At 64.5% G+C, this 23,111-nt stretch carries 23 protein-coding genes; 20 read left to right on the forward strand and 3 right to left on the reverse strand.

Features of this window, described 5'->3' with window-relative positions; translation table 11 throughout:
- The first annotated feature begins 100 nt into the window (after nt 1-100).
- The 3 genes from JQ591_RS22605 to JQ591_RS22615 all read left to right on the forward strand — a co-directional run bounded on the left by JQ591_RS22605 (nt 101) and on the right by JQ591_RS22615 (nt 2,621).
- Nucleotides 101-427, forward strand: coding sequence for an NIPSNAP family protein (locus JQ591_RS22605; RefSeq protein ID WP_211398175.1), 327 nt, complete (start codon nt 101-103; stop codon nt 425-427).
- Nucleotides 428-552: 125 nt separating this feature from the next.
- Complete coding sequence (kdsA, locus tag JQ591_RS22610; protein WP_211398176.1) at nt 553-1,416, forward strand: 3-deoxy-8-phosphooctulonate synthase; 864 nt, start codon at nt 553-555, stop codon at nt 1,414-1,416.
- Nucleotides 1,416-2,621, forward strand: coding sequence for an MFS transporter (locus JQ591_RS22615; RefSeq protein WP_211398177.1), 1,206 nt, complete (start codon nt 1,416-1,418; stop codon nt 2,619-2,621). Before kdsA ends, JQ591_RS22615 begins: the two co-directional genes overlap by 1 nt.
- A gap of 47 nt (nt 2,622-2,668) precedes the next feature.
- Here the strand turns inward: JQ591_RS22615 and queF are convergent, their stop codons facing one another.
- Nucleotides 2,669-3,121, reverse strand: coding sequence for a preQ(1) synthase (queF, locus tag JQ591_RS22620; RefSeq protein ID WP_211398178.1), 453 nt, complete (start codon nt 3,119-3,121; stop codon nt 2,669-2,671).
- Between the two features lie 51 nt (nt 3,122-3,172).
- Nucleotides 3,173-4,150 carry a Vgb family protein gene (locus tag JQ591_RS22625; RefSeq protein WP_211398179.1) on the reverse strand — a complete coding sequence of 326 codons (978 nt, stop codon included), beginning with the start codon at nt 4,148-4,150 and terminating at the stop codon, nt 3,173-3,175.
- A gap of 174 nt (nt 4,151-4,324) precedes the next feature.
- Between JQ591_RS22625 and eno the strand changes: the two genes are divergently transcribed.
- Together eno and JQ591_RS22635 are read left to right on the forward strand one after the other, a co-directional pair.
- Entirely contained in the window at nt 4,325-5,608 is a 1,284-nt protein-coding gene (eno, locus tag JQ591_RS22630) for a phosphopyruvate hydratase (RefSeq protein ID WP_007590612.1), read from the forward strand.
- Nucleotides 5,609-5,642: 34 nt separating this feature from the next.
- On the forward strand, nt 5,643-6,782 hold the full coding sequence (locus tag JQ591_RS22635) for a zinc-binding dehydrogenase (RefSeq protein WP_211398180.1): 1,140 nt from the start codon (nt 5,643-5,645) through the stop codon (nt 6,780-6,782).
- 67 nt (nt 6,783-6,849) lie between these two features.
- On the opposite strand, the gene JQ591_RS22640 is transcribed toward JQ591_RS22635, so the two are convergent.
- A complete protein-coding gene (locus JQ591_RS22640; RefSeq protein WP_211398181.1) occupies nt 6,850-7,587 on the reverse strand; it encodes an SDR family oxidoreductase in 738 nt (245 codons plus the stop codon).
- 98 nt (nt 7,588-7,685) lie between these two features.
- On the opposite strand from JQ591_RS22640, the gene JQ591_RS22645 reads away from it, so the two are divergent.
- From JQ591_RS22645 to JQ591_RS22715, 15 genes are all read left to right on the forward strand, one after another.
- Nucleotides 7,686-8,666 (forward strand): AraC family transcriptional regulator, encoded by a 981-nt coding sequence (locus JQ591_RS22645; RefSeq protein WP_211398182.1) that lies wholly within the window; start codon nt 7,686-7,688, stop codon nt 8,664-8,666.
- A 120-nt stretch (nt 8,667-8,786) separates the two neighbouring features.
- Nucleotides 8,787-9,785, forward strand: a complete 999-nt coding sequence (locus tag JQ591_RS22650) for an MBL fold metallo-hydrolase (RefSeq protein WP_211398183.1) — start codon at nt 8,787-8,789, stop codon at nt 9,783-9,785.
- 176 nt (nt 9,786-9,961) lie between these two features.
- Entirely contained in the window at nt 9,962-10,513 is a 552-nt protein-coding gene (locus JQ591_RS22655) for an NADPH-dependent FMN reductase (RefSeq protein WP_211398184.1), read from the forward strand.
- 195 nt (nt 10,514-10,708) lie between these two features.
- Nucleotides 10,709-11,026, forward strand: coding sequence for an FtsB family cell division protein (locus JQ591_RS22660; RefSeq protein ID WP_007590617.1), 318 nt, complete (start codon nt 10,709-10,711; stop codon nt 11,024-11,026).
- A 168-nt stretch (nt 11,027-11,194) separates the two neighbouring features.
- Nucleotides 11,195-12,157: a GAF domain-containing protein gene (locus JQ591_RS22665; RefSeq protein ID WP_211398185.1), complete on the forward strand. Its 963-nt coding sequence runs from the start codon at nt 11,195-11,197 to the stop codon at nt 12,155-12,157.
- A 292-nt stretch (nt 12,158-12,449) separates the two neighbouring features.
- Entirely contained in the window at nt 12,450-13,967 is a 1,518-nt protein-coding gene (adh, locus tag JQ591_RS22670; RefSeq protein ID WP_211398186.1) for an aldehyde dehydrogenase, read from the forward strand.
- Between the two features lie 271 nt (nt 13,968-14,238).
- Nucleotides 14,239-15,261, forward strand: a complete 1,023-nt coding sequence (pdhA, locus tag JQ591_RS22675) for a pyruvate dehydrogenase (acetyl-transferring) E1 component subunit alpha (protein ID WP_211398187.1) — start codon at nt 14,239-14,241, stop codon at nt 15,259-15,261.
- Between the two features lie 28 nt (nt 15,262-15,289).
- Nucleotides 15,290-16,672 carry a pyruvate dehydrogenase complex E1 component subunit beta gene (locus tag JQ591_RS22680; protein WP_211398188.1) on the forward strand — a complete coding sequence of 461 codons (1,383 nt, stop codon included), beginning with the start codon at nt 15,290-15,292 and terminating at the stop codon, nt 16,670-16,672.
- A gap of 3 nt (nt 16,673-16,675) precedes the next feature.
- Complete coding sequence (locus JQ591_RS22685) at nt 16,676-16,978, forward strand: DUF5076 domain-containing protein (protein WP_007590623.1); 303 nt, start codon at nt 16,676-16,678, stop codon at nt 16,976-16,978.
- A 2-nt stretch (nt 16,979-16,980) separates the two neighbouring features.
- Nucleotides 16,981-17,433 carry a nucleoside deaminase gene (locus JQ591_RS22690; RefSeq protein ID WP_106946921.1) on the forward strand — a complete coding sequence of 151 codons (453 nt, stop codon included), beginning with the start codon at nt 16,981-16,983 and terminating at the stop codon, nt 17,431-17,433.
- Nucleotides 17,434-17,495: 62 nt separating this feature from the next.
- Nucleotides 17,496-18,848 carry a pyruvate dehydrogenase complex dihydrolipoamide acetyltransferase gene (locus JQ591_RS22695; protein WP_211398189.1) on the forward strand — a complete coding sequence of 451 codons (1,353 nt, stop codon included), beginning with the start codon at nt 17,496-17,498 and terminating at the stop codon, nt 18,846-18,848.
- Between the two features lie 8 nt (nt 18,849-18,856).
- Nucleotides 18,857-19,090: a hypothetical protein gene (locus tag JQ591_RS22700; protein ID WP_211398190.1), complete on the forward strand. Its 234-nt coding sequence runs from the start codon at nt 18,857-18,859 to the stop codon at nt 19,088-19,090.
- Nucleotides 19,091-19,107: 17 nt separating this feature from the next.
- Entirely contained in the window at nt 19,108-20,529 is a 1,422-nt protein-coding gene (gene lpdA, locus JQ591_RS22705) for a dihydrolipoyl dehydrogenase (RefSeq protein WP_211398191.1), read from the forward strand.
- A 178-nt stretch (nt 20,530-20,707) separates the two neighbouring features.
- A complete protein-coding gene (locus JQ591_RS22710) occupies nt 20,708-21,949 on the forward strand; it encodes a threonine synthase (protein WP_211398192.1) in 1,242 nt (413 codons plus the stop codon).
- 86 nt (nt 21,950-22,035) lie between these two features.
- Complete coding sequence (locus JQ591_RS22715) at nt 22,036-23,004, forward strand: tripartite tricarboxylate transporter substrate binding protein BugD (RefSeq protein ID WP_211398193.1); 969 nt, start codon at nt 22,036-22,038, stop codon at nt 23,002-23,004.
- Nucleotides 23,005-23,111 lie beyond the last annotated feature (107 nt).

Consider the following 23,111-nt stretch of genomic DNA (forward strand, 5'->3'; position numbering starts at 1 on the left):
CTAGCCATGCGCGGAACGCCACAGGGGGCGGCCGAGCGGCCTCAAGACACCGTCAGGGCCAGCCGTTATAACCGCCGGACTTGATCAGGGAGGAACGATAATGATCTACGAAATGCGCATCTATCGCTGCGTGCCCGGCCGCCTGCCGGCACTGCTCAAGCGGTTCGAGACCGTCACGCTGAAGGTGTGGGAAAAGCACGGCATCAAGCAGGCCGGGTTCTTCACGACGCTGATCGGCGAATCCAACCAGGAGCTGACCTATTTCCTGGCCTGGGAGTCACTCGCCGAGCGCGAGAAGAAGTGGGCCGCCTTCATGACCGATCCGGACTGGATGAAAGGGCGCGCTGAGAGCGAGGCGGACGGCCAGATCGTCGGCAACATCGTCAGCCAGCTGCTGACGCCGACCGCCTTCTCGGCGGTGAAGTAGAGGCTGCCGGCGCGAGGGCGTCGCGGGGAGCTTGGGCGCAACCCTGATATTCTGGAAGCCCAGGCCGAATCGGGTTGATCCGCCCTTCATCGCGGCTATGGTCGCGCCGAAACGAGGGATTTGCCTTGAGCTCTTCGACATCAGCGGCGCCGGTCGTCACCATTGGCAAGGTCAAATTCGGCAATGATCTGCCGATCTCGATCATTGCCGGGCCGTGTCAGCTCGAAAGCCGCCAGCATGCGCTGGAGGTGGCCTCCGCGCTGAAGGAGATCGCCGCGCGGCTGCAGATCGGCCTTGTCTACAAAACCTCGTTCGACAAGGCCAATCGCACCAGCGCCTCGGCTGCGCGTGGCCTCGGGCTTGCCCAGTCGCTGCCGATCTTCGCTGAAATCCAATCGTCGCTCGGCCTGCCGGTCCTGACCGACGTGCATGACGCTGCGCAGTGCGCCGAGGTAGCGCAGGCGGTGGACGTGTTGCAGATCCCCGCCTTCCTGTGTCGGCAGACCGATCTGCTGCTGGCGGCCGCCGCGACCGGCAAGGTCGTCAACGTCAAGAAGGGCCAATTCCTCGCGCCTTGGGACATGGCGAACGTCGTGTCCAAGATCACGAGCGCGAACAATCCCAACGTGCTCGTCACCGAGCGCGGCGTCTCCTTCGGCTACAACACGCTGGTCTCCGACATGCGCGCATTGCCGATCCTGGCGCGTACCACCGGCGCACCGGTGATCTTCGACGCGACTCATTCGGTGCAACAGCCGGGCGGGAAGGGGACGTCTTCCGGAGGCGAGCGCGAATTCGTGCCGATGCTCGCACGCGCTGCCGTGGCTGTCGGCGTTGCCGGCGTCTTCATCGAGACCCATCCCGACCCCGACAGCGCGCCGTCCGACGGACCCAACATGGTGCCGCTGCGCGAGTTCGAAGGGCTGATCCGGAAGCTGATGGCGTTCGACGCGCTCGCCAAAGATTCTACCAAAGCCGACCCGCGCTGATGCAGCAAAGCGAGGCGCGGCCGCACGATCACGGCCTGCCGGCCGCGCTCTACGTCATCTCCGGTGCAAGCTTCGCCGCAGCGCTCTCTGCGCGCGCGCTCGATCCGGTGCTGCCGCACGTCGCCGAGGATTTTGGCGTCAGCATCGCGACCGCTGCCGGCTTTGCCGCGGTGTTCGCCTTCACCTTCTCGATCATCCAGCCGATCGTCGGCGCCGCCGCCGATCTGTTCGGCAAGACGCGGCTGATGATCGGCTGCCTCGCGCTGCTCGGCCTTGCCAACATCCTGGGGGCGCTCTCGACCTCGTTCTCGGTTCTGTTCGCGACCCGTATCCTCGCCGGCATTGGCTCCGGAGGCGTGTTTCCGGTGGCGCTCAGCCTGACCAGCGATCTCGTCGGTCCGGAGAAACGCCAGGTCGCGATCAGCCGCACGCTCGCCGGCGCGATGACCGGCAATCTCCTCGGCGCCTCGGCTTCCGGCCTGATCGGCGATTTCCTCGGCTGGCGCGGCGTGCTGGCGGTGCTCGGCGTTCTCGTGATCGTTGCATCGATCGCGGTCGCCGCCGGTTTTCGTGGCGCCAAGGTCAAGCATCCGCCGAAGACGAGCCTGTCGGCGCTGAAGGCCGGCTATCGCACCATCTTCACCAACCCGAACGCCTATGTCTGTTATTCGGCGGTGTTCATCGAAGGCTGCTGCGTGCTCGGCCTGTTTCCCTACATCGCTTCGTTCCTGTTCGAGCTCGGTCAGACCTCGCTCTCGATCGCCGGTCTCGTCATCGCGGGCTTTGCGGTCGGCGGCCTGTTCTACACGCTGACAGTGTCGCGCCTGCTGCCATGGCTGGGCATGAAGCGAATGATGATCGCGGGCATGACACTGGTGGCCTCGCAGCTCGTTGTCGTCGCCTTCGGCCTACGCTGGGAGGTGCAGGCGCTCAATCTCATCGTGATGGGATGGGGCTTCTACATCGCCCATGGCTGTCTTCAGATGTTTGCCAGCGAGCTCTCGGTCGAGGCACGTGCGACCGCGTTGTCGCTGCATTCGTTCTTCTTCTTCATGGGGCAGACGGTCGGGCCGCTCGCCTATGGCCTTGGCCTCCAGCATGGCGGCAAGATGCCGACCCTGTTCGCGAGCGCCGCGATCATGGTCGCGCTGGGCTTCGTCTGCGCCCGGCTGCTCAAGCAGCGGGCACCGTCCGACGCGCGCTGAGGTCTGGAGCGGCGTTTCACGCTGCTCCGCGTCCGGGACACAAGCGGCTAGCCCCGCCCGCGATAGGGCGCGACGCCTTGCTCGGGCACCCAGAGGCCCTTCGGCGCCCTTCCGGTCTGCCAGAACACGTCGATCGGAATGCCGCCGCGCGGATACCAGTAGCCGCCGATGCGCAAGAATTTCGGCTTGATCTCGCTCGCGATGCGCTTGCCGATCATCACGGTGCAGTCCTCGTGGAAGGCGCCGTGATTGCGGAAGCTCGCGATGTAGAGTTTGAGCGACTTCGACTCCAGCAGCCACGCAGCCGGTGCGTAGTCGATCATCAGATGTGCGAAATCCGGTTGTCCCGTGACCGGGCAGAGCGAGGTGAATTCCGGCACGGTGAAGCGTACCAGATAGTCCGTGCCCTTTTGCGGATTCGGCACGCGGTCAAGCTGGGCTTCTTCCGGCGTGTGCGGCCATTCGACCGCGCGGCCGAGCTGAAGGGATTTCTTCGCCATTGTCGTCACATCCTGTTTCGCGTGCCGGGATGGACGCAAATGCCGCTGTCGTCAACCGGCGGCGACCGTCTGGATCATGACGATCCGGTCGTTGCCGGACTCGCAGCCCCAGAGCTCGCCCGGCCTCCCGTCGAGCTGGCGCACATTGGCATTGGCCTTGTCGCTGGCGAACACGTTGAAGCGCTCGGTGGCGGGATCGAAGCGGACGATGGCGTTGGCGGAGAAATCGGTCAGCCAGACCTTGTCCTTATCGTCGACATAGACTGCGTAGGTGCGGGGACGTTCGCCGGGCAGCTTCCAGGTCTTCCAGGAGGCTTCCGCGGGATCGTGCACCGAGACGTGGCCGCTGTTCCACTCGCTGACCCAGATCCGGCTTGTCGAATCCGACCAGACCCGTCGCGAACCCTGGCCCGGCGTCGGCGGCTCGACCACACTGGCGCTGCCCGTCGCCAGATCGATCCTGGCAATATAGCTGCCGGCAAGCGAGGCATACCAGACGTCGCCCTTGGGCGTGACGGTGATACCGTAGGGGCCGACGCCCTTGGGCGCCCTGAACACGTCCATCCCGCCCGATTTCGGCTTGAGGCGGCCGTAATAGCCGGACTGTCCGGTGAACCAGTAGGTGCCGTCCTTGTCGAACACGCCGGTATTGAGATTGGCGTAGGCGAACTTTTCGGGCACGCGGAACAGCGTGACCTTGAGGTCGGAAGGGTCGACGCGGGCGATCGCATTCTGTCCGCCCTCGGTGATCCAGGGCGCGCCATCGGGGCCGATGGTCACGCCGTGCGGGGCAGCACCCTGGCCGAGGCTGACCGTCTTATAGCTGCCATCCTTCGGATCGAGCCTGCCGAGCAGGCCCTTGCCCTGGGCCGTAAACCAGACTGTGCCATCAGGGGCGGGAGCGAGGTCGTGCAGTCCGATGCCGGAGCTGATGGGGTAGTATTTTGTCCGGAACGGGCCTTCCTGCGCAAAACTTGGGCGGGCCGCGAGGAGGGCGGCACTCGAGGCAAGAAACCGGCGGCGATTCATGGCGTTACCCCGACTGTTTCAGATTGAGGTTGGGCGCGCGAACCAGCTGCCGTCAAGCTTAGTCCTGGACGCTTCACGCGTCAGTCGAAGCACGCCGTCCAAGCGTTCACATTTGCTTGCGCTCCGTGTAAGACCCGCGGCACCGATCAGCCCTAACGAACGGAAGTGCACATCATGACCGCCATCATCGACATCATCGGCCGCGAAATTCTCGATAGCCGTGGCAACCCCACCGTCGAGGTCGACGTCGTGCTGGAAGATGGCGCGCTCGGCCGTGCTGCCGTGCCGTCCGGCGCCTCCACCGGCGCCCACGAGGCGGTGGAACTGCGCGACGGCGACAAGGCCCGCTATCTCGGCAAGGGCGTCACCAAGGCGGTCGGCGCCGTCAACGGCGAGATCTTCGAGGCCCTGAGCGGCCTCGATGTCGAGCAGCAGGCCCAGCTCGACCAGATCATGATCGACCTCGACGGCACGCCGAACAAAAGCCGGCTGGGCGCCAACGCCATCCTCGGCGTGTCGCTCGCCTGCGCCAAGGCGGCCGCGAACTCGCTCGACATGCCGCTCTACCGTTACGTCGGCGGCACCTCGGCGCGGCTGCTGCCGGTGCCGATGATGAACATCATCAATGGCGGCATGCACGCCGACAACCCGATCGACTTCCAGGAGTTCATGATCCTGCCGGTCGGCGCGTCCTCCTTTGCCGAGGGCCTGCGCTACGGCGCCGAAGTCTTCCATACCCTGAAGTCGGAGCTGAAGAAGGCCGGCCACAACACCAATGTCGGCGACGAGGGCGGCTTTGCCCCGAACCTGCCGTCCGCGGACGCTGCGCTCGAATTCGTCATGAACGCGATCGGCAAGGCCGGCTACAAGGCGGGCTCCGACATCGTCATCGGCCTCGACTGCGCCTCGACCGAGTTCTTCAAGGACGGCAAATACGTCTACGAAGGCGAGGGCAAGACCCGCTCGATCTCCGAGCAGGCCAAGTACCTTGCCGATCTCGTCTCGCGCTATCCGATCGTCACCATCGAAGACGGCATGTCGGAAGACGACATGGACGGCTGGAAGGAGCTGACCGACCTCGTCGGCAAGAAGTGCCAGCTGGTCGGCGACGATCTCTTCGTCACCAACGTCAAGCGCCTCGCCGAAGGCATCAAGGCCGGACGGGCCAACTCGATCCTGATCAAGGTCAACCAGATCGGCACGCTGACCGAGACGCTCGCCGCCGTCGAGATGGCGCACAAGGCCGGCTACACCTCCGTGATGTCGCACCGCTCCGGCGAGACCGAGGATTCCACCATCGCCGACCTCGCGGTTGCCACCAATTGCGGTCAGATCAAGACCGGCTCCCTTGCGCGTTCCGATCGCACCGCCAAATACAACCAGCTCCTGCGCATCGAGCAGCAGCTCGGCAAGCAGGCGCTCTACGGCGGCAAGGCGGCACTGAAGGCGCTGGCATAAGCCTGCGCCTCAACAAGGACAGGGGAGGATCGACATGAGCGACGGCAACACCGGCCTGCAATTGCGTTCGCTGATCAAGAAGAGCGGCGAGCTCGAGATCTCGCTTCTCGACGTGCCGACCCCCGAACCCGCCGCGGACGAGGTCGTCGTCCGCGTCGAGGCGGCGCCGATCAACCCGTCCGACCTCGGGCTCCTGATCGGCGCGGCCGATATGAGCACGGCAAAGGCTTCGGGCGACAAGGGCGCTCCCGTCATCACCGCGAAGGTGCCGGAAGGCGCGATGCGGTCGATGGCCGCGCGGCTCGACGAGTCCATGCCGGTCGGCAACGAAGGCGCGGGAGTCGTGATCAGGACCGGCTCGTCGGATGCCGCGAAGGCGCTGATGGGCAAGACCGTCGCCATGATCGGCGGCGCGATGTATGCGCAATATCGTACGTTGAAAGTGCGCGAGTGCCTGCCGCTGCCGGAAGGCACGACGCCGGCCGAAGGTGCCTCCTGCTTCGTCAATCCGCTCACGGCGCTCGGCATGACCGAGACCATGCGGCGCGAGGGTCACAAGGCGCTGGTGCACACTGCGGCCGCCTCCAATCTCGGGCAGATGCTGAACAAGATCTGCATCAAGGACGGCATCCCGCTGGTCAATATCGTGCGCAGCAAGGAGCAGGCCGACATCCTGCACAAGATCGGCGCCAAATACGTCGTCGATTCCACCGCGCCGAGCTTCCTCGGCGATCTCACCAACGCGCTGGTCGAGACCGGCGCCACCATCGCCTTCGACGCCATCGGCGGCGGCAAGCTCGCCGGCGACATCCTCAACTGCATGGAAGCCGCGATCAACAAGACCGCGAAGGAATACAGCCGCTACGGCTCCAACGTGCACAAGCAGGTCTACGTTTACGGCGGACTCGATATCCGCCCGATCGAGCTGCCGCGTGGCTTCGGCATGGCCTGGGGCGTCGGCGGCTGGCTGCTGTTTCCGTTCCTGATGAAGATCGGGCAGGCGGACGGGGCCAAGCTGCGCCAGCGCGTCGTCGACGAACTGAAGACCACGTTTGCCAGCCACTACACCAAGGTGGTGTCGCTTTCCGAGGCGCTCGATCCGGCCAACATCGCAGTCTATGCCAAACGCGCCACCGGCGAAAAATTCCTCATCAACCCAAATAAATCTTCGTGATCTGCGACGGCGCGTGACCCGGGGGAGGGACCGGCCGCGCCGGCCCAACCTCGCTTGATCGACACGTTCATGCCTGAGCAGTCGGGCGAACGACGATCTCGCCGACATCCACGCTATCTGGTTGAGCTATCGCGAAAGCGATGGCTTCTGCGATAGCGCTCGCCGGAATGGCCAGTGCCTTCATGCTCGCCTGCCCCTGCTCCCGTAGCGCGGAATCCGTCATGGAGGATGGAAGCTCGGTATCGACATAACCGGGGGAGATGGTCGTCAGCCGAAGCGACGGGCCGGCCTCCTGACGAAGTCCTTCGGAAATCGCTCTGACGGCATTCTTCGATCCAGCGTAGACAGCCATTGTCGGAACGATCTTGATGCCGGCGGTCGACAAGGTGTTGACAAAGTGGCCAAAGCCCTGACGACGGAAGACGGGAAGGGCCGCGGCGATTCCGTAGAGCACGCCTTTCACGTTCACGTCGATCATATCGTCCCAGTCGTCGACTCTCAGATCGTCAAGACGGGAAATCGGGGCAATCCCGGCATTGTTGATCATGACGTCCAGCTTTCCGCATCGGTCCGTTGCGAGTCCGACGAGCCTGGCAACATCCTCGCGCTGCCTGACGTCGGTGACGAGATACGACGCCTTTCCGCCCTTGGACGCGATGCTCGCGGCCAGCATCTCCAGCCTGTCGGAACGCCGTGCGCCGAGGATCACGATGGCGCCACGTTCCGCGAGATGCCGGGCGGTGGCTTCGCCAATTCCGCTGCTCGCGCCAGTGATGGCGATGACCTTGCCTGCGATGCCTGTCATAGGTGTTCCATCCAGTTCGTTGCGAGATGAACTTCGCATCGGAGGCGAGGATGATCTATGCTCGAAGTGCTCGAAAATCGTCGAGATCGGATCAAGCCTTGGACAAACTCTCGGACAAGCATTTCGACAAGCAATTGGGCAAGGCCTTGGACCCTCTCTCCCAGGTCTTTTCACTCTTGGACGTTCGCGCTGCACGTTGCACGAGGTTCGAGGCGGGCGGCAATTGGTCGTATCGGTTCCCGGCAAAACCTGCCCTGAAGTTCGGCGCCGTCATCCGAGGCGCTTGCTGGATTGATTTTGGTGACGAAGCCCATCATCGGCTTGCCACCGGCGACTGCTTTCTGTTGGCCAATGCACCAGCCTATGTTCTAGCCAACGACGAAGGGCTCGCCCCCGAAGACGGAATAGCGGCATTCGATTGGACGCAGTCGGATGTCGCGCGTCGCGCGGGGAGCGATACCGTTCTGCTTGCCGGCAGTTTCGGTTTCGAAGCGTCAGACGCCGAATTGCTGCTCGATACGCTGCCTCGTTTTCTGCTCATACCATCGCGCAGTCCGTCGGCACCCGTCATTCATTCCACGCTCCAGATTCTCGACCTTGAAATCAGGGGGACAGCAATCGGAGCGGCCGTACTCACCGACAGGCTCGCCGACGTCCTGCTCGTCCAGGTGCTCCGCGCAGCGCTGGATCAGAGTGCCGGCGAGGGTTTTGGATGGATCAACGCGCTGGTCGATGCGAGGATCGGCAAGGCAATCAGGCTGATGCACGAAGACGTTGCTCACCCCTGGACCCTGGAAGCATTAGCCGACGCGATCGCCATGTCACGATCTGCGTTTTCGAAGCGGTTCAAGTCGCTGGTGGGGCTCGCGCCGCTCGACTACCTCCTTCGGTGGCGTATGCGCCTTGCACGCGATCAGCTGCGGCGTGGAGCGACCGTTTCGGCAACCGCCGCGCAGCTGGGATATTCGTCGGAGAGCGCCTTCGGACATGCCTTCAAACGCATCTACGGCCATGCACCGAAGCGATATTGGGGCGGACAGGCCAACGGCGAAAAATTCCCCATCGACCCAAATAAATAATCGTGATGTGCGAGGGCACGTCACCGAAAGAAGGTCTTGCCTTCTGAGCGAAGCGGGAGATTATTCCGCCGCCATTGAAAGCGGAAAAACCGCAAGGCGCGCTCAGAAGGGGACCTCTCCATGACCGATCTCAATCGCCGCCATTTGCTCGCAGGTGCCGCCGTCCTCGGTGCGGCTGCCGTGACCAAGCTTGGATCGACCGCCGCCAATGCCGCAGTGCCGCAAGCCGGCACGCAGGCGCCGGGCTTCTACCGCTATAAAGTCGGCGGCTACGAGTGCACCTCGATCAATGACGGCGCGCGCACTTTCCCGATGCCGGACAAGTTCGTCGTCAACGCGCCGAAGGAGGAAGCGCTGGCCGCGGGCGAGGCGGCCTACATGCCGAAGGGCATGGTCACGGTGCCGTTCAACCCGCAGCTCATCAACACCGGCTCCAAGCTGGTGCTGATCGATGCCGGCAACGGCGTCGCCAATCTCGAGCCCAGCAAGGGCGCGGTCGGCCGCACGCTGCAGAACCTCCAGGCCGCCGGCGTCGACCCCAAGAGCATCGACGTCGTGCTGCTCTCGCATCTGCATCCCGACCACACCAACGGCATTCGTCTCGCCGACGGCGCGCTTGCCTTCCCCAATGCGGAGATCATGGTGCCGGGAAAGGACTGGGAGTTCTGGACCAGCGAGGAGAACGCCGCCAAGGCCGAGTCCAGCCCGATGATGAAGAACTACTTCGCCAACGTGAAGAAGACCTTTGCCGGCCTCGAGTCCAAGGTGACGAAATACGAGGGAGGCAAGGAGGTCGCCCCCGGCATCACCTCGATCGCGACGCCCGGCCACACCCCCGGGCACACCTCGTTCGCGGTCGCCTCTGGCGATGCCAAGGTGCTGATCCAGTCCGACGTCACCAACATTCCGGAGTTCTTCCTGCGCAATCCGGACTGGCATGTGGTGTTCGACACCGATGCTGCGATGGCGCAGGAGACCCGCCACAAATTCTACGATATGGCGGCGGCCGAGAAGGCGACCGTGATCGGCTTCCACTTCACGTTCCCCTCGGTCGGCCATGTCGAGAAGGACGGCGCCAAATATCGCCTGATCCCGTCGGCGTGGAATCCGACGATCTGAGCCGATCTGCAGGTTTGTGCGAGAGATCGGGCCGCCGCTTGGCGGCCTGATTGTTTTGGGCAACCGTTCAGAAACTCAGCGTTTCCAAAACACATCGGTCCATGCACTTGCATCCATCGCCGAGGATCGCTTAAGTGCCGCCCCGGCACTCCCGCTGAAGATTTCGAGGACACCCCATGGCCTACAATATCGTCACGATCGCCGGCAGCCTGCGCAAGGACAGCTTTTCGCTGAAGATCGCCAATGCGCTCGCCAAGCTCGCGCCGGCCTCGCTCAAGCTCGAGGTCGTCACACCGGCCGGCATCTCGTTCTTCAACCAGGACCTCGAGGGCGCGCCGCCGGCTGACTGGCTGTCTTTCCGCGAAAAACTCCAGAAGTCGGACGGCGTCATCTTCGTCACGCCCGAATACAATCGCGCGATTCCGGGCGTGCTGAAGAACGCCATCGACGTCGCCTCGCGGCCCTATGGCAAGAGCTCGTTCAACGGCAAGCCGGTCGGCATCATCGCGAACTCGCCGGGCCCGCTCGGCGGCGTCAGTGCCGCCAAGACGCTCCAGAACATCCTGCCGGGCATTTCCGGTCCGATCATGCAGCAGCCGGAGGCCTATCTGAACGGGGTGGGCGACGCCTTCGATGCCGACGGCAACCTGACCAAGGATTCTCTGAAGCCCGTGCTCCAGGCCTATATCGACGCGTTTGCGGTGCACGTGGCGAAGCATCACGGCTGAAACTAGATCGCCCGCAGCCACCCTGAGGAGAACGCGAAGCGTTCGTCTCGAAGGATGGCTGCGGGACATTGCCGGGCCTTCATGGTTCGAGACGGCGCTTTGCGCCTCCTCACCATGAGGGTCCGTTAGCGTCCGGGGCGGGGGCAGCCGCCCGAAATTAGCGCGCCCTTAACCAACCTGTCCCATCTTCCCAAGATGGTCTCCCGCGCGCGCCTGAAATCGATCCTGACCGGTCTTGCCCTCTATGCGATGGCGGCCGCCATCGTCGGCTATTTCGGCGTCAACGCCTATACCGGCAAATACGGCCTCAACGCCCGCCAGGAGCTCGACCAGGAGATCGTGGCGCTGACCAGCGAGCTGGCACAGCTCAAGCGCGAGCGCGCCAGGAGCGAGCAGCGCGTTTCGCTGCTGCGCTCCGCCAAGATCGACCCAGACATGCTGGACGAGCGGGCGCGCTTCCAGCTCGACTACGTTAATCCGCGCGATCTCGTCCGGACGATCCCGGCGAACTGACAACTCTTCCGAAAGTTGAAGGCCTCGAAGTTGAAGGCCTGGAACCGGGCTGCCGCCTTGACGGCAGCGCCGCAACGGGCTCATGGCTTCGACCGCCATGGCCAGGGTTGACGCAGATCAACCGGGCCATGCCGGCACGGTCTAGATTGCCACCCGGAGGAAACAGTGATGAATGGGCAAGCCCCCCGGCATCACGCGGCCCGTGTCGAGGCCGCCATTACGTCAGGCCAGGCGGCACGCTCGTCGCTCGTGGCGTCGTGGCGCCGTTCGTCCAGATTGCATCGTCTCGATCCCGCCGGCCGCGGCTCGCCGACCCGGCTGAGCGAAGCCGAGCTGCGCCATGCGCGCGAGCGCATCGCGCCGCTGCTCGCCGCTGCGCGAGGTGTGATGGACCGGCTCTACCAGGCGGTCGGCGCGAGCGGCTGCTGCGTGCTGCTCGCCGACGGCGAGGGCGTTCCGGTCGATCGCCGCGGCACCCCGGCGGACGACGCGACATTTCAGTCCTGGGGCCTCTGGACCGGCGCGCTCTGGAGCGAGGAGCATGAGGGCACCAACGGCATCGGTACCTGCCTTGTCGAGCAGCGTCCGCTGACGATCGACCGCGACCAGCATTTCTTCACCCGCAACACGCTTCTGAGCTGCACCGCGGTTCCGATCTACGACCATGAGGCGGCATTTGCCGGCGTGCTCGACGTCTCCTCCTGCCGCGCCGACCGGACCGATGCGTTCTCCAATCTGATTGCGCTCGCGGCTGGCGAGGCGGCCAAGCGGATCGAGGCCGACCTGTTTCGCCGGGCCTTCGCCCATGCCCGCATCGTGCTGACGCAAGGTGCGGACGGCCAATGCGGCGGCCTCGTTGCGGTCGATGCGGACGATCTCGTGATCGGCGCGACCCGGTCCGCCCGAGCGGGACTCGGGATTGCGCCCGGCCGGGCATTGCGGCCGATGCCTGCCGCCGACCTCCTCGGCGGCGACACCGCACGCGACCATCTTGCCGGTGGTCAGCGCGCAGTGTTGCAGCGGGCGCTCTTGCGCGCGGGCGGCAATGTCTCGGCGGCCGCCAAGGCGCTCGGCGTCAGCCGCGCCACGCTGCACAGAAAGCTCAAGCGGTTCGAGCTGAACGCTCATTGAGCCGCGGTAGACCCTCACGGTGAGGAGACCGCGACGCGGTCGTCTCGAACCATAAGAGGCCCGACTGCCACCCCCGCCATGCTTCGAGACGCGGGCAAGAGCGCACGCCTCAGAATGAGGTCAGTATGTGCGGTAGCAGGACGTGTGGCCTCGTCACCTGTCGCAGAACTGCGACAGGTCGGCTCCGTCATCGCTCCCGACCGGGCTGACAGAAGACGCTTCCCGCGACATCGTCGGTGCAAGTCGCGACCACGCGACGAATTGCGCAAACAGCAAACATCGGGAGTGATCAATGAACAAGGTGGAATTCCTCAGCGTCACCAAAAGTCCCTTCGCCGAACGTTATGACAATTTCATCGGCGGCAAATTCGTCGCGCCGATCTCCGGCAAGTATTTCGACAACGCCTCGCCGGTGACGGGCCAGATCGTCTGCAAGATCGCGCGCTCCGACGCGCAGGACGTCGAGGCAGCTCTCGATGCAGCGCATGCCGCGAAGGCCGCCTGGGGCCGCACCAGCGTCGCCGAGCGCGCCGCGATCCTGAACCGGATCGCCGACCGCATGGAAGACAATCTCGAGCGTCTCGCCATTGCCGAGACCTGGGACAACGGCAAGCCGATCCGCGAGACCCGCGCCGCCGACATCCCGCTCGCCATCGATCATTTCCGCTATTTCGCCGGCGCCATCCGCGCCCAGGAAGGCTCGATCGGCGAGATCGATCACGACACCGTCGCCTACCATTTCCACGAGCCGCTCGGCGTGGTCGGCCAGATCATCCCCTGGAACTTCCCGCTGCTGATGGCCTGCTGGAAGCTCGCGCCCGCGCTCGCCGCCGGCAATTGCGTCGTGCTCAAGCCGGCCGAGCAGACCCCGGCCTCGATCATGGTCTGGGCCGAGATCATCGGCGACATTCTGCCGCCCGGCGTCCTCAACATCGTCAACGGCTTTGGCCTGGAAGCCGGCAAGCCGCTCGCGTCCAGCCCGCGCATCGCCAAGATCGCCTTCACCGGCGAGACCACGACGGGCCGGCTGATCATGCAATATGCCAGCCAGAACCTCATTCCCGTCACGCTCGAACTCGGCGGCAAGTCGCCCAACATCTTCTTCAGCGACGTCACCGCCGAAGACGACGACTTCTTCGACAAGGCGATCGAAGGTTTCGTCATGTTCGCGCTGAACCAGGGCGAGGTCTGCACCTGTCCGAGCCGGGCACTGGTCCACGCCGACATCTATGACCGCTTCATGGAGCGGGCGCTGAAGCGCGTCGCCGCTATCAAGCAGGGCGACCCGCGTGCGGCCGACACCATGATCGGTGCGCAGGCATCGGGCGAGCAGCTCGCAAAAATCCTCTCCTACATCGACATCGGCAAGCAGGAGGGCGCAAAGGTGCTGGCCGGCGGCGGACGCGCCGAGCTCGGCGGCGATCTCGCCGGCGGCTTCTACGTCCAGCCGACCGTGTTCGAGGGCCACAACAAGATGCGTGTCTTCCAGGAGGAGATCTTTGGCCCCGTCGTTTCGGTCACGACCTTCAAGAGCGACGAAGAGGCGCTCGAGATCGCCAACGACACGCTCTACGGCTTGGGAGCCGGCGTCTGGAGCCGCGACGCCAACCGCTGCTATCGCTTCGGCCGGGCGATCCAGGCCGGCCGGGTCTGGACCAACTGCTACCATGCCTATCCCGCGCATGCGGCCTTCGGCGGCTACAAGCAGTCGGGCGTCGGGCGCGAGACCCACAAGATGATGCTCGATCACTACCAGCAGACCAAGAACCTGCTGGTCAGCTACAGCCCCAAGAAGCTCGGCTTCTTCTGATCGGGCGGACGGGCGGAGAGGGCGGCGCTGTTCTGCGCCGCCCGTTCCAAATCTCGGGACCGCGCTGGCTCAACGTTGCTTGACGCGGTCACGAATCTGCGGGTGCGGCGGCCGCGTCAATTTGTTGCCCGATCCGCGTCAAAGATTTTGCAATATTACGATCACGTTGCAGTGCGGCATAATGAAAGTCGTGCCATGCCGCCGCGGTGCTTTCCAAGGGCGTTTGAGTTGGGTTAGAGAGGGCTGAAGTTTTCTCTGACCCGGAATTCCCATGGCCGCACCCAAGAAAGCCGCCGCAAGCACTGCACAGGACAAGACCGACGGCGGTTCGCCCCCGGAATTCACCAGGGAGCAGGAGCTCAAGGCGCTCCGCGACATGCTCCTGATCCGGCGGTTCGAGGAAAAGGCCGGCCAGCTCTACGGCATGGGCGCGATCGGCGGCTTCTGCCACCTTTATATCGGCCAGGAGGCCGTGGTGGTCGGAATGCAGATGGCCTTGAAGCCGGGTGATCAGGTCATCACCGGCTATCGCGATCACGGCCATATGCTCGCCACCGGCATGGAGGCCAACGGCGTCATGGCCGAGCTCACGGGCCGTCGCGGCGGCTATTCCAAGGGCAAGGGCGGCTCCATGCACATGTTCAGCAAGGAGAAGCATTTTTACGGCGGCCACGGCATCGTCGGCGCGCAGGTCTCGCTCGGCACCGGGCTCGCTTTCGCCAATCACTATCGCGACAACGACAATGTCAGCGTCACCTATTTCGGCGACGGCGCGGCCAACCAGGGCCAGGTCTATGAGAGCTTCAACATGGCGGAGCTCTGGAAGCTGCCGGTGATCTACGTCATCGAGAACAACCGCTACGCCATGGGCACTTCGGTCTCGCGCGCCTCGGCGCAGCAGGATTTCTCCAAGCGCGGCGCCTCCTTCAACATTCCCGGCCAGCAGGTCGACGGCATGGACGTCCGTGCCGTCAAGGCCGCCGGCGACGAGGCGGCGGCATGGTGCCGCGCCGGCAAGGGCCCCTTCATCCTGGAGATGCAGACCTACCGTTATCGCGGCCACTCGATGTCCGATCCCGCAAAGTACAGAACGCGCGAGGAGGTCGAAAAAGTCCGCCACGACCAGGATCCGATCGAGCAGGTGCGCAACCGCCTGTTGGCCGCCAAGGTCAGCGAGCAGGATCTGAAGGCGATCGACGCCGAGGTGCGCGAGATCGTCAACGCGTCCGCCGATTTCGCCCAGCATGATCCCGAGCCGGATGCCGCCGAGCTCTGGACCGATATTTACCGCTGAACGCGCGCAAGCTTTCTTTGGAGCCGATATGCCAATTCAAGTGCTGATGCCCGCGTTGTCGCCCACGATGGAGAAGGGCAACCTCTCCAAATGGCTGAAAAAAGAGGGTGAGACGATCAAATCCGGCGACGTCATCGCCGAGATCGAGACCGACAAGGCGACCATGGAGGTCGAGGCGACCGATGAAGGTACGCTCGGCAAGATACTGATCCCCGAGGGCACCGCCGACGTGGCCGTGAACACGCCGATCGCGACGATTCTGGCCGATGGCGAGAGTGCCGCCGATCTCGCCAAGGCGCCCGCTCCGCAGCAGAAGGCTGCCGAATCCGCAGCCCCCGCCGCTGCAAAAGCCGAAGCGCCGGCACCCAAAGCTGCGCCGGCACCGCAGGCCGTCGCAGAGCCCGACCCGGAAGTGCCCGCCGGCACCGAGATGGTGACGCAGACCATCCGCGAAGCCTTGCGCGATGCCATGGCCGAAGAGATGCGCCGCGACGCCGACGTCTTCGTGATGGGCGAAGAGGTCGCCGAATACCAAGGCGCCTACAAGGTGACGCAAGGGCTGCTTCAGGAATTCGGCGCCAAGCGCGTCATCGACACGCCGATCACCGAGCACGGCTTTGCCGGCATCGGCGTCGGCGCCGCGATGACCGGGTTGAAGCCGATCGTCGAGTTCATGACCTTCAACTTCGCCATGCAGGCGATCGACCAGATCATCAACTCCGCGGCCAAGACGCTCTACATGTCCGGCGGCCAGATGGGCTGCTCGATCGTGTTCCGCGGGCCCAACGGCGCCGCCGCGCGCGTCGCCGCCCAGCACAGCCAGGACTATTCGTCCTGGTATTCGAACGTCCCGGGCCTCAAGGTCGTCGCGCCGTTCTCGGCCGCTGATTACAAGGGCCTGCTCAAGGCTGCGATCCGCGATCCCAATCCGGTGATCTTCCTCGAGAACGAGATGCTCTACGGTCACACCGGCGAGGTGCCGAAGCTCGACGATTTCGTGATTCCGATCGGCAAGGCGCGCATCGTGCGCTCTGGCAGCCATGTCACCATCATCTCCTGGTCGAACGGCATGAGCTACGCGCTGAAGGCCGCCGACGAGCTCGCCAAGGACGGCATCGAGGCCGAGGTGATCGATCTGCGCACGCTGCGTCCGATGGACACCGAGACCATCGTCAACTCCGTCAAGAAGACGGGACGTGCCGTCACGGTGGAAGAGGGCTGGGCTCAGAGCGGTGTCGGCGCCGAGATCGCCGCGCGGATCATGGAGCATGCATTCGACTATCTGGATGCGCCGGTCGCCCGGGTCTCCGGCAAGGACGTGCCGATGCCCTATGCCGCGAACCTGGAAAAGCTCGCGCTGCCTTCGGCGGCCGAAGTGGTCGAGGCCGCCAAAGCCGTCTGCTACAGGTAGACCATGGCGGGCCCGAAGGAGCAGCCATTGCCACCCGACGTCCTCGTCCGCGATGATGCGGTCGAGATCCTGCGCGTGTTCGTGCTGGACGGCGGGCTGTCGATGGCGTTCCAGCGGGCCTTCGACGAGCCCGACATGTGGGGCCTGCTGCTGGTCGATCTCGCCCGTCACGCCGCGCGTGCCTATGCGCGCGAGAGCGAATACACCGAGGAGGACGCGCTGAACCGGATCATCGAGATGTTCCAGGCCGAGATCGAGCGTCCCACCGACACCGGCACCACGACGCCGCGCGGGAAGGGACACTGACCGTGGCGATCGAATCCTATCATTTCGATTTCATGCTGGAGGCGATCCGCGAGGCGGAAGCCTCGATCGCGCAAGGCGGCCTGCCGATCGGCGCCGTGCTGACCCGCGACAACAAAGTCATCGCCCGCGGACACAACAACCGCGTGCAGGAAAAGAACGTGATCCTGCACGGCGAGATGAGCTGCCTGCGCGAGGCCGGCGTGATCTCGTTCCACGACACCGTCATGTACACCACGCTGTCGCCGTGCTCGATGTGCGCGGGCGCGCTCGCTCTGTTCAAGGTCCAACTGGTGGTCATCGGGGAATCCGTCACCTTCCCGGGCTCCAAGGACATCCTCGACAAGTTCGGCATCCCCTGGATCGATCTTGCGGACGACCGCTCCATCACCATGATGAAGAACTGGCGTTCCAATCCTGCCAATGAGCGCCTGTGGCAAGGCGACATCGGCAACTAACCCTGGTCTGTTCGTCCTCGCTCCCGGGGACGGCATTTTGAGAAGTTCTTCGTGAGGTCAGCATGCCCATCAACATCCTGATGCCCGCTCTTTCGCCGACGATGGAGAAGGGTAACCTCGCCAAGTGGCTGAAGAAGGAAGGCGACAAGGTCAAATCCGGCGACGTCATCGCCGAGATCGAGACCGACAAGGCGACCATGGAGGTCGAGGCCATCGACGAGGGCACGATCGCCAGGATCCTCGTGCCCGAGGGCACGCAGGATGTCCCGGTCAATGACGTGATCGCGGTGCTGGCCGGCGAGGGCGAGGACGTGAAGGCGGCAGGTGCCGCCAAGCCCAGCGCTTCGGCCGCGCCTCCGAAAGCTGCTGAAGCTCCCACGGCTGCTCCGGCGCCCGCGCCAGCTGCGCCCAAGGCTGCGCCGCCGCCCGCTGCGGCTCCTGCGCCGCAAGCTGCCGCCGCACCGGCCGCGCAGAGCAACGGCCATGGCGGCCGTGTGTTCTCCTCGCCGCTGGCGCGCCGTCTCGCCAAGGAGGCCGGTGTCGATGTTGCGATGGTCACCGGCACCGGCCCGCATGGCCGCGTGGTCGCCCGCGACGTCGAGCAGGCCAAGTCCGGCAAGGGCCTCAAGGCGCCTGCCGCGGCACCCTCAGGCGCGCCCTCGACCGCGCCGACCATGTCGGACAAGCAGATCCTGTCGCTGTTCGAGCCGGGCTCCTACGAGGTCGTGCCCCATGACGGAATGCGCCGCACGATTGCGCAGCGTCTGACCGCGTCGATCCAGAACGTCCCGCACTTCTACCTCACCATCGACTGCGACATCGGCAAGCTGCTTGCCGCGCGCGAGGAGATCAATGCGGCTGCTCCCAAGGACAAGGAGAAGAAGCCGCTCTACAAGATCTCGGTCAACGACTTCGTCATCAAGGCGATGGCGGTCGCGCTGCAGAAGATCCCGAATTGCAATGTGAGCTGGACCGAATCCGGCATGGTCAAGCACCACCATTCCGACGTCGGCGTTGCGGTGGCGATGCCCGGCGGCCTGATCACGCCGATCATCCGCAAGGCCGAGACCAAGACTCTGTCGACCATCTCCAACGAGATGAAGGATTTTGCGACACGCGCCCGCTCGCGCAAGCTGAAGCCCGAAGAGTACCAGGGCGGCACGACGGCTGTCTCGAACCTCGGCATGTTCGGCATCAGCCACTTCACCGCCGTGATCAATCCGCCGCATGCGACCATCCTCGCGGTCGGCACCAGCGAGGAGCGGCCGGTGGTGCGCGGCGGCAAGATCGAGATCGCGAACATGATGAGCGTGACCCTGTCCTGCGATCACCGCGCAATCGACGGCGCGCTCGGCGCCGAGCTGATCGGTGCCTTCAAGCAGCTGATCGAAAACCCCGTCATGATGATGGTGTGAGATGGCGCATGACGACGCGCTGGCCCTGGATCTCGACGCTGGTTTCGCTGATCCTTACGCTCAGCCCGCTCGGTCGCGACGTCGTTGAGTCGGCCTTCTTCGCCGGCGAGGCGCTGTCGCGCAACATCTGGGCGCCGATTGCGCTGACCATCTTCGCCGTCATGGCGGCGGTCATTCTCGTCGAATGGCTGATCAGAACTTACTTCCACAATCGCCGCGCCCGCGGCGCAACGACCGTTTGAGTTGAATGGGAGCCACCATGGCCGATACATCCTTCGACGTCATCATCCTCGGCTCCGGTCCCGGCGGTTATGTCACCGCGATCCGCGCCGCCCAGCTCGGCTTCAAGGTCGCGATCGTCGAAAAATCCTATCTCGGCGGCATCTGCCTGAACTGGGGCTGCATCCCGACCAAGGCGCTGCTGCGCTCGGCCGAGATCTACCACTACATGCAGCATGCGAAGGATTACGGCCTGTCCGCCGAAAAGGTCTCGTTTGATCCCAAGGCGGTGGTGCAGCGCTCGCGCGGCGTCTCGAAGCGGCTGAACGACGGCGTTGGCTTCCTGATGAAGAAGAACAAGGTCAGCGTGATCTGGGGCGCGGCCTCGATCGACGCGCCCGGTAAGGTCACCGTGAAGAAGTCCGACGTCGAGGCGCCGAAGGGCGCGCTGGGCGAGGGGAGCTACCAGGCCAAGCACATCATCGTCGCGACCGGCGCGCGTCCGCGCGTGCTGCCGGGGCTCGAGCCCGACAAGAAGCTGATCTGGACCTATTTCGAGGCGATGGTGCCGGAGCGGATGCCGAAGTCGCTGCTGGTCGTCGGCTCCGGCGCGATCGGCATCGAGTTCGCCTCGTTCTTCCACACCATGGGCTCCGACGTCACCGTGGTCGAGGTGCTGCCGCAGATCCTCCCCGTCGAGGACGCCGAGATCGCCGGCCTAGCCCGCAAGCGTTTCGAGAAGCAGGGCATCAAGATCCTGTCCTCGACCAAGGTGACAAAACTCGAGAAGAAGGCCGACAGCGTCGTCGCCACCATCGACGACGGCAAGGGCAAGCCGGTCACGACCGAGTTCGAGCGCGTGATCTCGGCGGTCGGCGTGGTCGGCAACATCGAGAATCTCGGCCTGGAAAAGCTCGGCGTCAAAACCGATCGCGGCTGCATCGTGATCGACGGCTACGGCAAGACCAACATCCCCGGCATCTACGCCATCGGTGACGTCGCCGGCCCGCCCATGTTGGCGCATAAGGCCGAACATGAAGGCGTGATCTGCGTCGAGGCGATCAAGGGCCTGCATCCGCACCCCATGGACAAGAACCTGATCCCGGGTTGCACCTATTGCCAACCGCAGGTCGCCTCCGTCGGCCTCACCGAGGCCAAGGCCAAGGAAAACGGCCGCGAGATCCGCGTCGGCCGCTTCCCCTTCGTCGGCAACGGCAAGGCCATCGCGCTCGGCGAAGACCAGGGCCTGGTCAAGGTGATCTTCGACAAGAAGACCGGCCAGCTCCTGGGCGCCCACATGGTCGGCGCGGAGGTCACCGAGCTGATTCAGGGTTACGTCGTCGCCATGAATTTGGAGACCACGGAAGAAGAGCTGATGCACACCGTATTCCCGCATCCGACGCTGTCGGAGATGATGAAGGAAGCCGTGCTGGATGCTTATGGAAGGGTGCTGAATATTTGACGATTGGACGGTGGCGCCTGCCGATCCGTCATCCTGAGGTGCTCGCGTAGCGAGCCTCGAAGGATGCATGGCCGAGATGCAGCCGGGCTGTCGCCCTTCGAGGCCTCCGCTACGCTCCGGCACCTCAGGGTGACGAGATGGACATTGAGAACACCAGAACAAGAAGAGGGCTGACCCCATGCACGACAACGACAACCTCACCATCGAGCGCCCGAGCTTCGTCACCCATCTCGAATGCGCGATGGAGGGCGATCACTATGCCGCCGACCAGGTCCACAACCTCTCCAAGGCCGGCAAGCCGCTGCTGGTGCGCTACGACCTCGCGGGCGTGAAGAAGGCGCTGACCAAAGACGCGCTCGCGCAGCGCCCGGCCGACATGTGGCGCTACCGCGAGCTGCTGCCGGTACGCAAATGCAAGGACATCGTCTCGCTCGGCGAGGTCACGACGCCGCTGATCCGGCTGCCCAAGCTCGGCGCAAAGCTCGGCGGCGGCGAGATCATCGTCAAGGACGAGGGACGCCTGCCGACCGGCTCGTTCAAGGCGCGAGGCCTCGTGATGGCGGTGTCGATGGGCAAGGCGCTCGGCATCAAGCACATGGCGATGCCGACCAACGGCAATGCCGGCGCGGCGCTCGCGGCCTATGCGACCTCCTGCGGCATCAAGACCACGATCTTCTGCCCGGCCGATACGCCGGAGGTGAACGTCAGCGAGATCGAGCTTCAGGGCGCGACCGTCTACCGCGTCAACGGCTATATCGACGATTGCGGCAAGATCGTCGGCGAGGGCAAGGCGAAAGTCGGCTGGTTCGACACCTCGACCTTGAAAGAGCCGTACCGCATCGAAGGCAAGAAGACGATGGGGCTCGAACTCGCCGAGCAGCTCGGCTGGGATGTGCCCGACGTGATCTTCTATCCGACCGGCGGCGGCACCGGCCTGATCGGCATGTGGAAGGCCTTCGACGAGCTCGAGAAGATCGGCTTCATCGGAAGCAAGCGCCCGCGCATGGTCGCGGTGCAGGCCTCCGGCTGCGCGCCGATGGTGCGTGCGTACGAAGCCGGCACCGAGCATGCAACCCGCTGGGAAGACGCCCACACCATTGCGTCAGGCATCCGCGTGCCGCAGGCGATCGGCGACTTCCTGATCCTGCGCGCGGTGCGCCAGAGCAAGGGTTTTGCCATCGCGGTCGACGACGACAAGATTTCGTCGGCGCTCAACGAGGTCGCGCGCGAGGAGGGGCTGCTACTGTGCCCCGAAGGCGCCGCGACCTACGCCGCCTACAAGGAAAGCCTCGCCGACGGCCGCGTCAGCAAGACCGATCGCGTGATGCTGTTCAACTGCGCCACCGGCCTGAAATACCCGCTGCCGCCGGTCACCCGCACGCTCGATCGCCACAAGCCGATCGACTATTCGCAGTTCTAGCGCGTCATTTCGTCTCTTCACGAACGCTCCCTCTTCCCGTACGCGGGAAGAGACAAAAACAACAATGACATTGCTGGGAGAAGACAATGAAGGCCGCCTTGGCTGCGCTGATTGCTATTCTCGCTGTTGCAGGCGCCGCGCGCGCCGATGATTATCCTTCACGTCCCATCACCATCATCGTGCCCTTCGCCGCCGGCGGTCCGTCGGATGCGATGGCACGAGTGCTTGCCGAGCGGATGCGCACGGCGCTCGGCCAGCCGCTGGTGATCGAGAACGTCACTGGCGCGGGCGGCTCGATCGGCGTCGGCCGGGCCGTGCATTCGGCCCCCGACGGCTACACGATCTCGTTCGGTCATCTCGGCACTCACGTTGCCAACGGGGCCGTCTACAAGCTCAATTACGACCTGGTCGCGGACCTCGAGCCGGTGGTGCTGCTGCCAAGCAATCCGATGATCGTCGTCAGCAAGAACGCGGTGCCCGCGACCTCGCTGAAGGAGCTGCTGGACTGGCTGAAGTCGCGGCCGTCGCCGCCGACCGCCGGCACCGCGGGCGCGGGTTCCGGCAGCCACATCGCCGGGGTCTATTTCGAGAGCGTCAGCGGCATCAAGCTGCAATACGTACCGTATCGCGGCACCGCGCCCGCCCTGAACGATCTCATCGCCGGCCAGATCGACGTCATCGTCGACCAGACTTCGAACTCCATCAACCAGGTCCGCGCCGGCACCATTCGCGCCTACGCAGTCACCGACGACAAGCGCCTGTCCTCGGCGCCCGACATCCCGACGGCGGAGGAGGCGGGCCTGAAGGGCTTCAACATGACGCTGTGGTCGGGGATGTGGGTGCCGAAGGGTACGCCGAAGGCGATCGTCACCAAACTCAATGCCGCGGCCGTGGAAGCGCTGAACGATCCCGGCGTGAAGAAGCAGCTCGAAAGCCAGGGCCTGGAGATGACACCGCAGGATCAGCTCACGCCCGAGGCGCTCGGCACCCGCCAGAAGGCGGAGATCGCGAAGTGGTGGCCGATGATCAAGGCGGCGAATATCAAGGTGGATTGAGGCGCGCACGTGCGTCGCCCCATGCTCCGACCTCATCCTGAGAGCCTGACTCAAAAAGGGTAGACACCCTCAAGGTCTGGCCAGACGGCGAGTTAAGAGCCTCAGAT

Origin of the sequence: Bradyrhizobium canariense (genome assembly GCF_018130465.1) — a bacterium.
In the GTDB taxonomy this organism is placed as follows: Bacteria; Pseudomonadota; Alphaproteobacteria; order Rhizobiales; family Xanthobacteraceae; genus Bradyrhizobium; species Bradyrhizobium canariense_C.

Excerpts from the sequence above, each read along its gene's own strand:
- JQ591_RS22640 (WP_211398181.1), bottom strand. The coding sequence starts at position 7,587 with ATGACAGGCATCGCAGGCAAGGTCATCGCCATCACTGGCGCGAGCAGC.
- JQ591_RS22685 (WP_007590623.1), top strand. The coding sequence starts at position 16,676 with ATGGCGGGCCCGAAGGAGCAGCCATTGCCACCCGACGTCCTCGTCCGC.
- JQ591_RS22615 (WP_211398177.1), top strand. The coding sequence starts at position 1,416 with ATGCAGCAAAGCGAGGCGCGGCCGCACGATCACGGCCTGCCGGCCGCG.
- eno (WP_007590612.1), top strand. The coding sequence starts at position 4,325 with ATGACCGCCATCATCGACATCATCGGCCGCGAAATTCTCGATAGCCGT.
- JQ591_RS22680 (WP_211398188.1), top strand. The coding sequence starts at position 15,290 with ATGCCAATTCAAGTGCTGATGCCCGCGTTGTCGCCCACGATGGAGAAG.
- JQ591_RS22635 (WP_211398180.1), top strand. The coding sequence starts at position 5,643 with ATGAGCGACGGCAACACCGGCCTGCAATTGCGTTCGCTGATCAAGAAG.
- JQ591_RS22715 (WP_211398193.1), top strand. The coding sequence starts at position 22,036 with ATGAAGGCCGCCTTGGCTGCGCTGATTGCTATTCTCGCTGTTGCAGGC.
- JQ591_RS22700 (WP_211398190.1), top strand. The coding sequence starts at position 18,857 with ATGACGACGCGCTGGCCCTGGATCTCGACGCTGGTTTCGCTGATCCTT.
- adh (WP_211398186.1), top strand. The coding sequence starts at position 12,450 with ATGAACAAGGTGGAATTCCTCAGCGTCACCAAAAGTCCCTTCGCCGAA.
- JQ591_RS22665 (WP_211398185.1), top strand. The coding sequence starts at position 11,195 with ATGAATGGGCAAGCCCCCCGGCATCACGCGGCCCGTGTCGAGGCCGCC.
- JQ591_RS22655 (WP_211398184.1), top strand. The coding sequence starts at position 9,962 with ATGGCCTACAATATCGTCACGATCGCCGGCAGCCTGCGCAAGGACAGC.
- JQ591_RS22710 (WP_211398192.1), top strand. The coding sequence starts at position 20,708 with ATGCACGACAACGACAACCTCACCATCGAGCGCCCGAGCTTCGTCACC.
- JQ591_RS22625 (WP_211398179.1), bottom strand. The coding sequence starts at position 4,150 with ATGAATCGCCGCCGGTTTCTTGCCTCGAGTGCCGCCCTCCTCGCGGCC.
- JQ591_RS22650 (WP_211398183.1), top strand. The coding sequence starts at position 8,787 with ATGACCGATCTCAATCGCCGCCATTTGCTCGCAGGTGCCGCCGTCCTC.
- pdhA (WP_211398187.1), top strand. The coding sequence starts at position 14,239 with ATGGCCGCACCCAAGAAAGCCGCCGCAAGCACTGCACAGGACAAGACC.
- queF (WP_211398178.1), bottom strand. The coding sequence starts at position 3,121 with ATGGCGAAGAAATCCCTTCAGCTCGGCCGCGCGGTCGAATGGCCGCAC.
- JQ591_RS22660 (WP_007590617.1), top strand. The coding sequence starts at position 10,709 with ATGGTCTCCCGCGCGCGCCTGAAATCGATCCTGACCGGTCTTGCCCTC.
- JQ591_RS22605 (WP_211398175.1), top strand. The coding sequence starts at position 101 with ATGATCTACGAAATGCGCATCTATCGCTGCGTGCCCGGCCGCCTGCCG.
- lpdA (WP_211398191.1), top strand. The coding sequence starts at position 19,108 with ATGGCCGATACATCCTTCGACGTCATCATCCTCGGCTCCGGTCCCGGC.
- JQ591_RS22695 (WP_211398189.1), top strand. The coding sequence starts at position 17,496 with ATGCCCATCAACATCCTGATGCCCGCTCTTTCGCCGACGATGGAGAAG.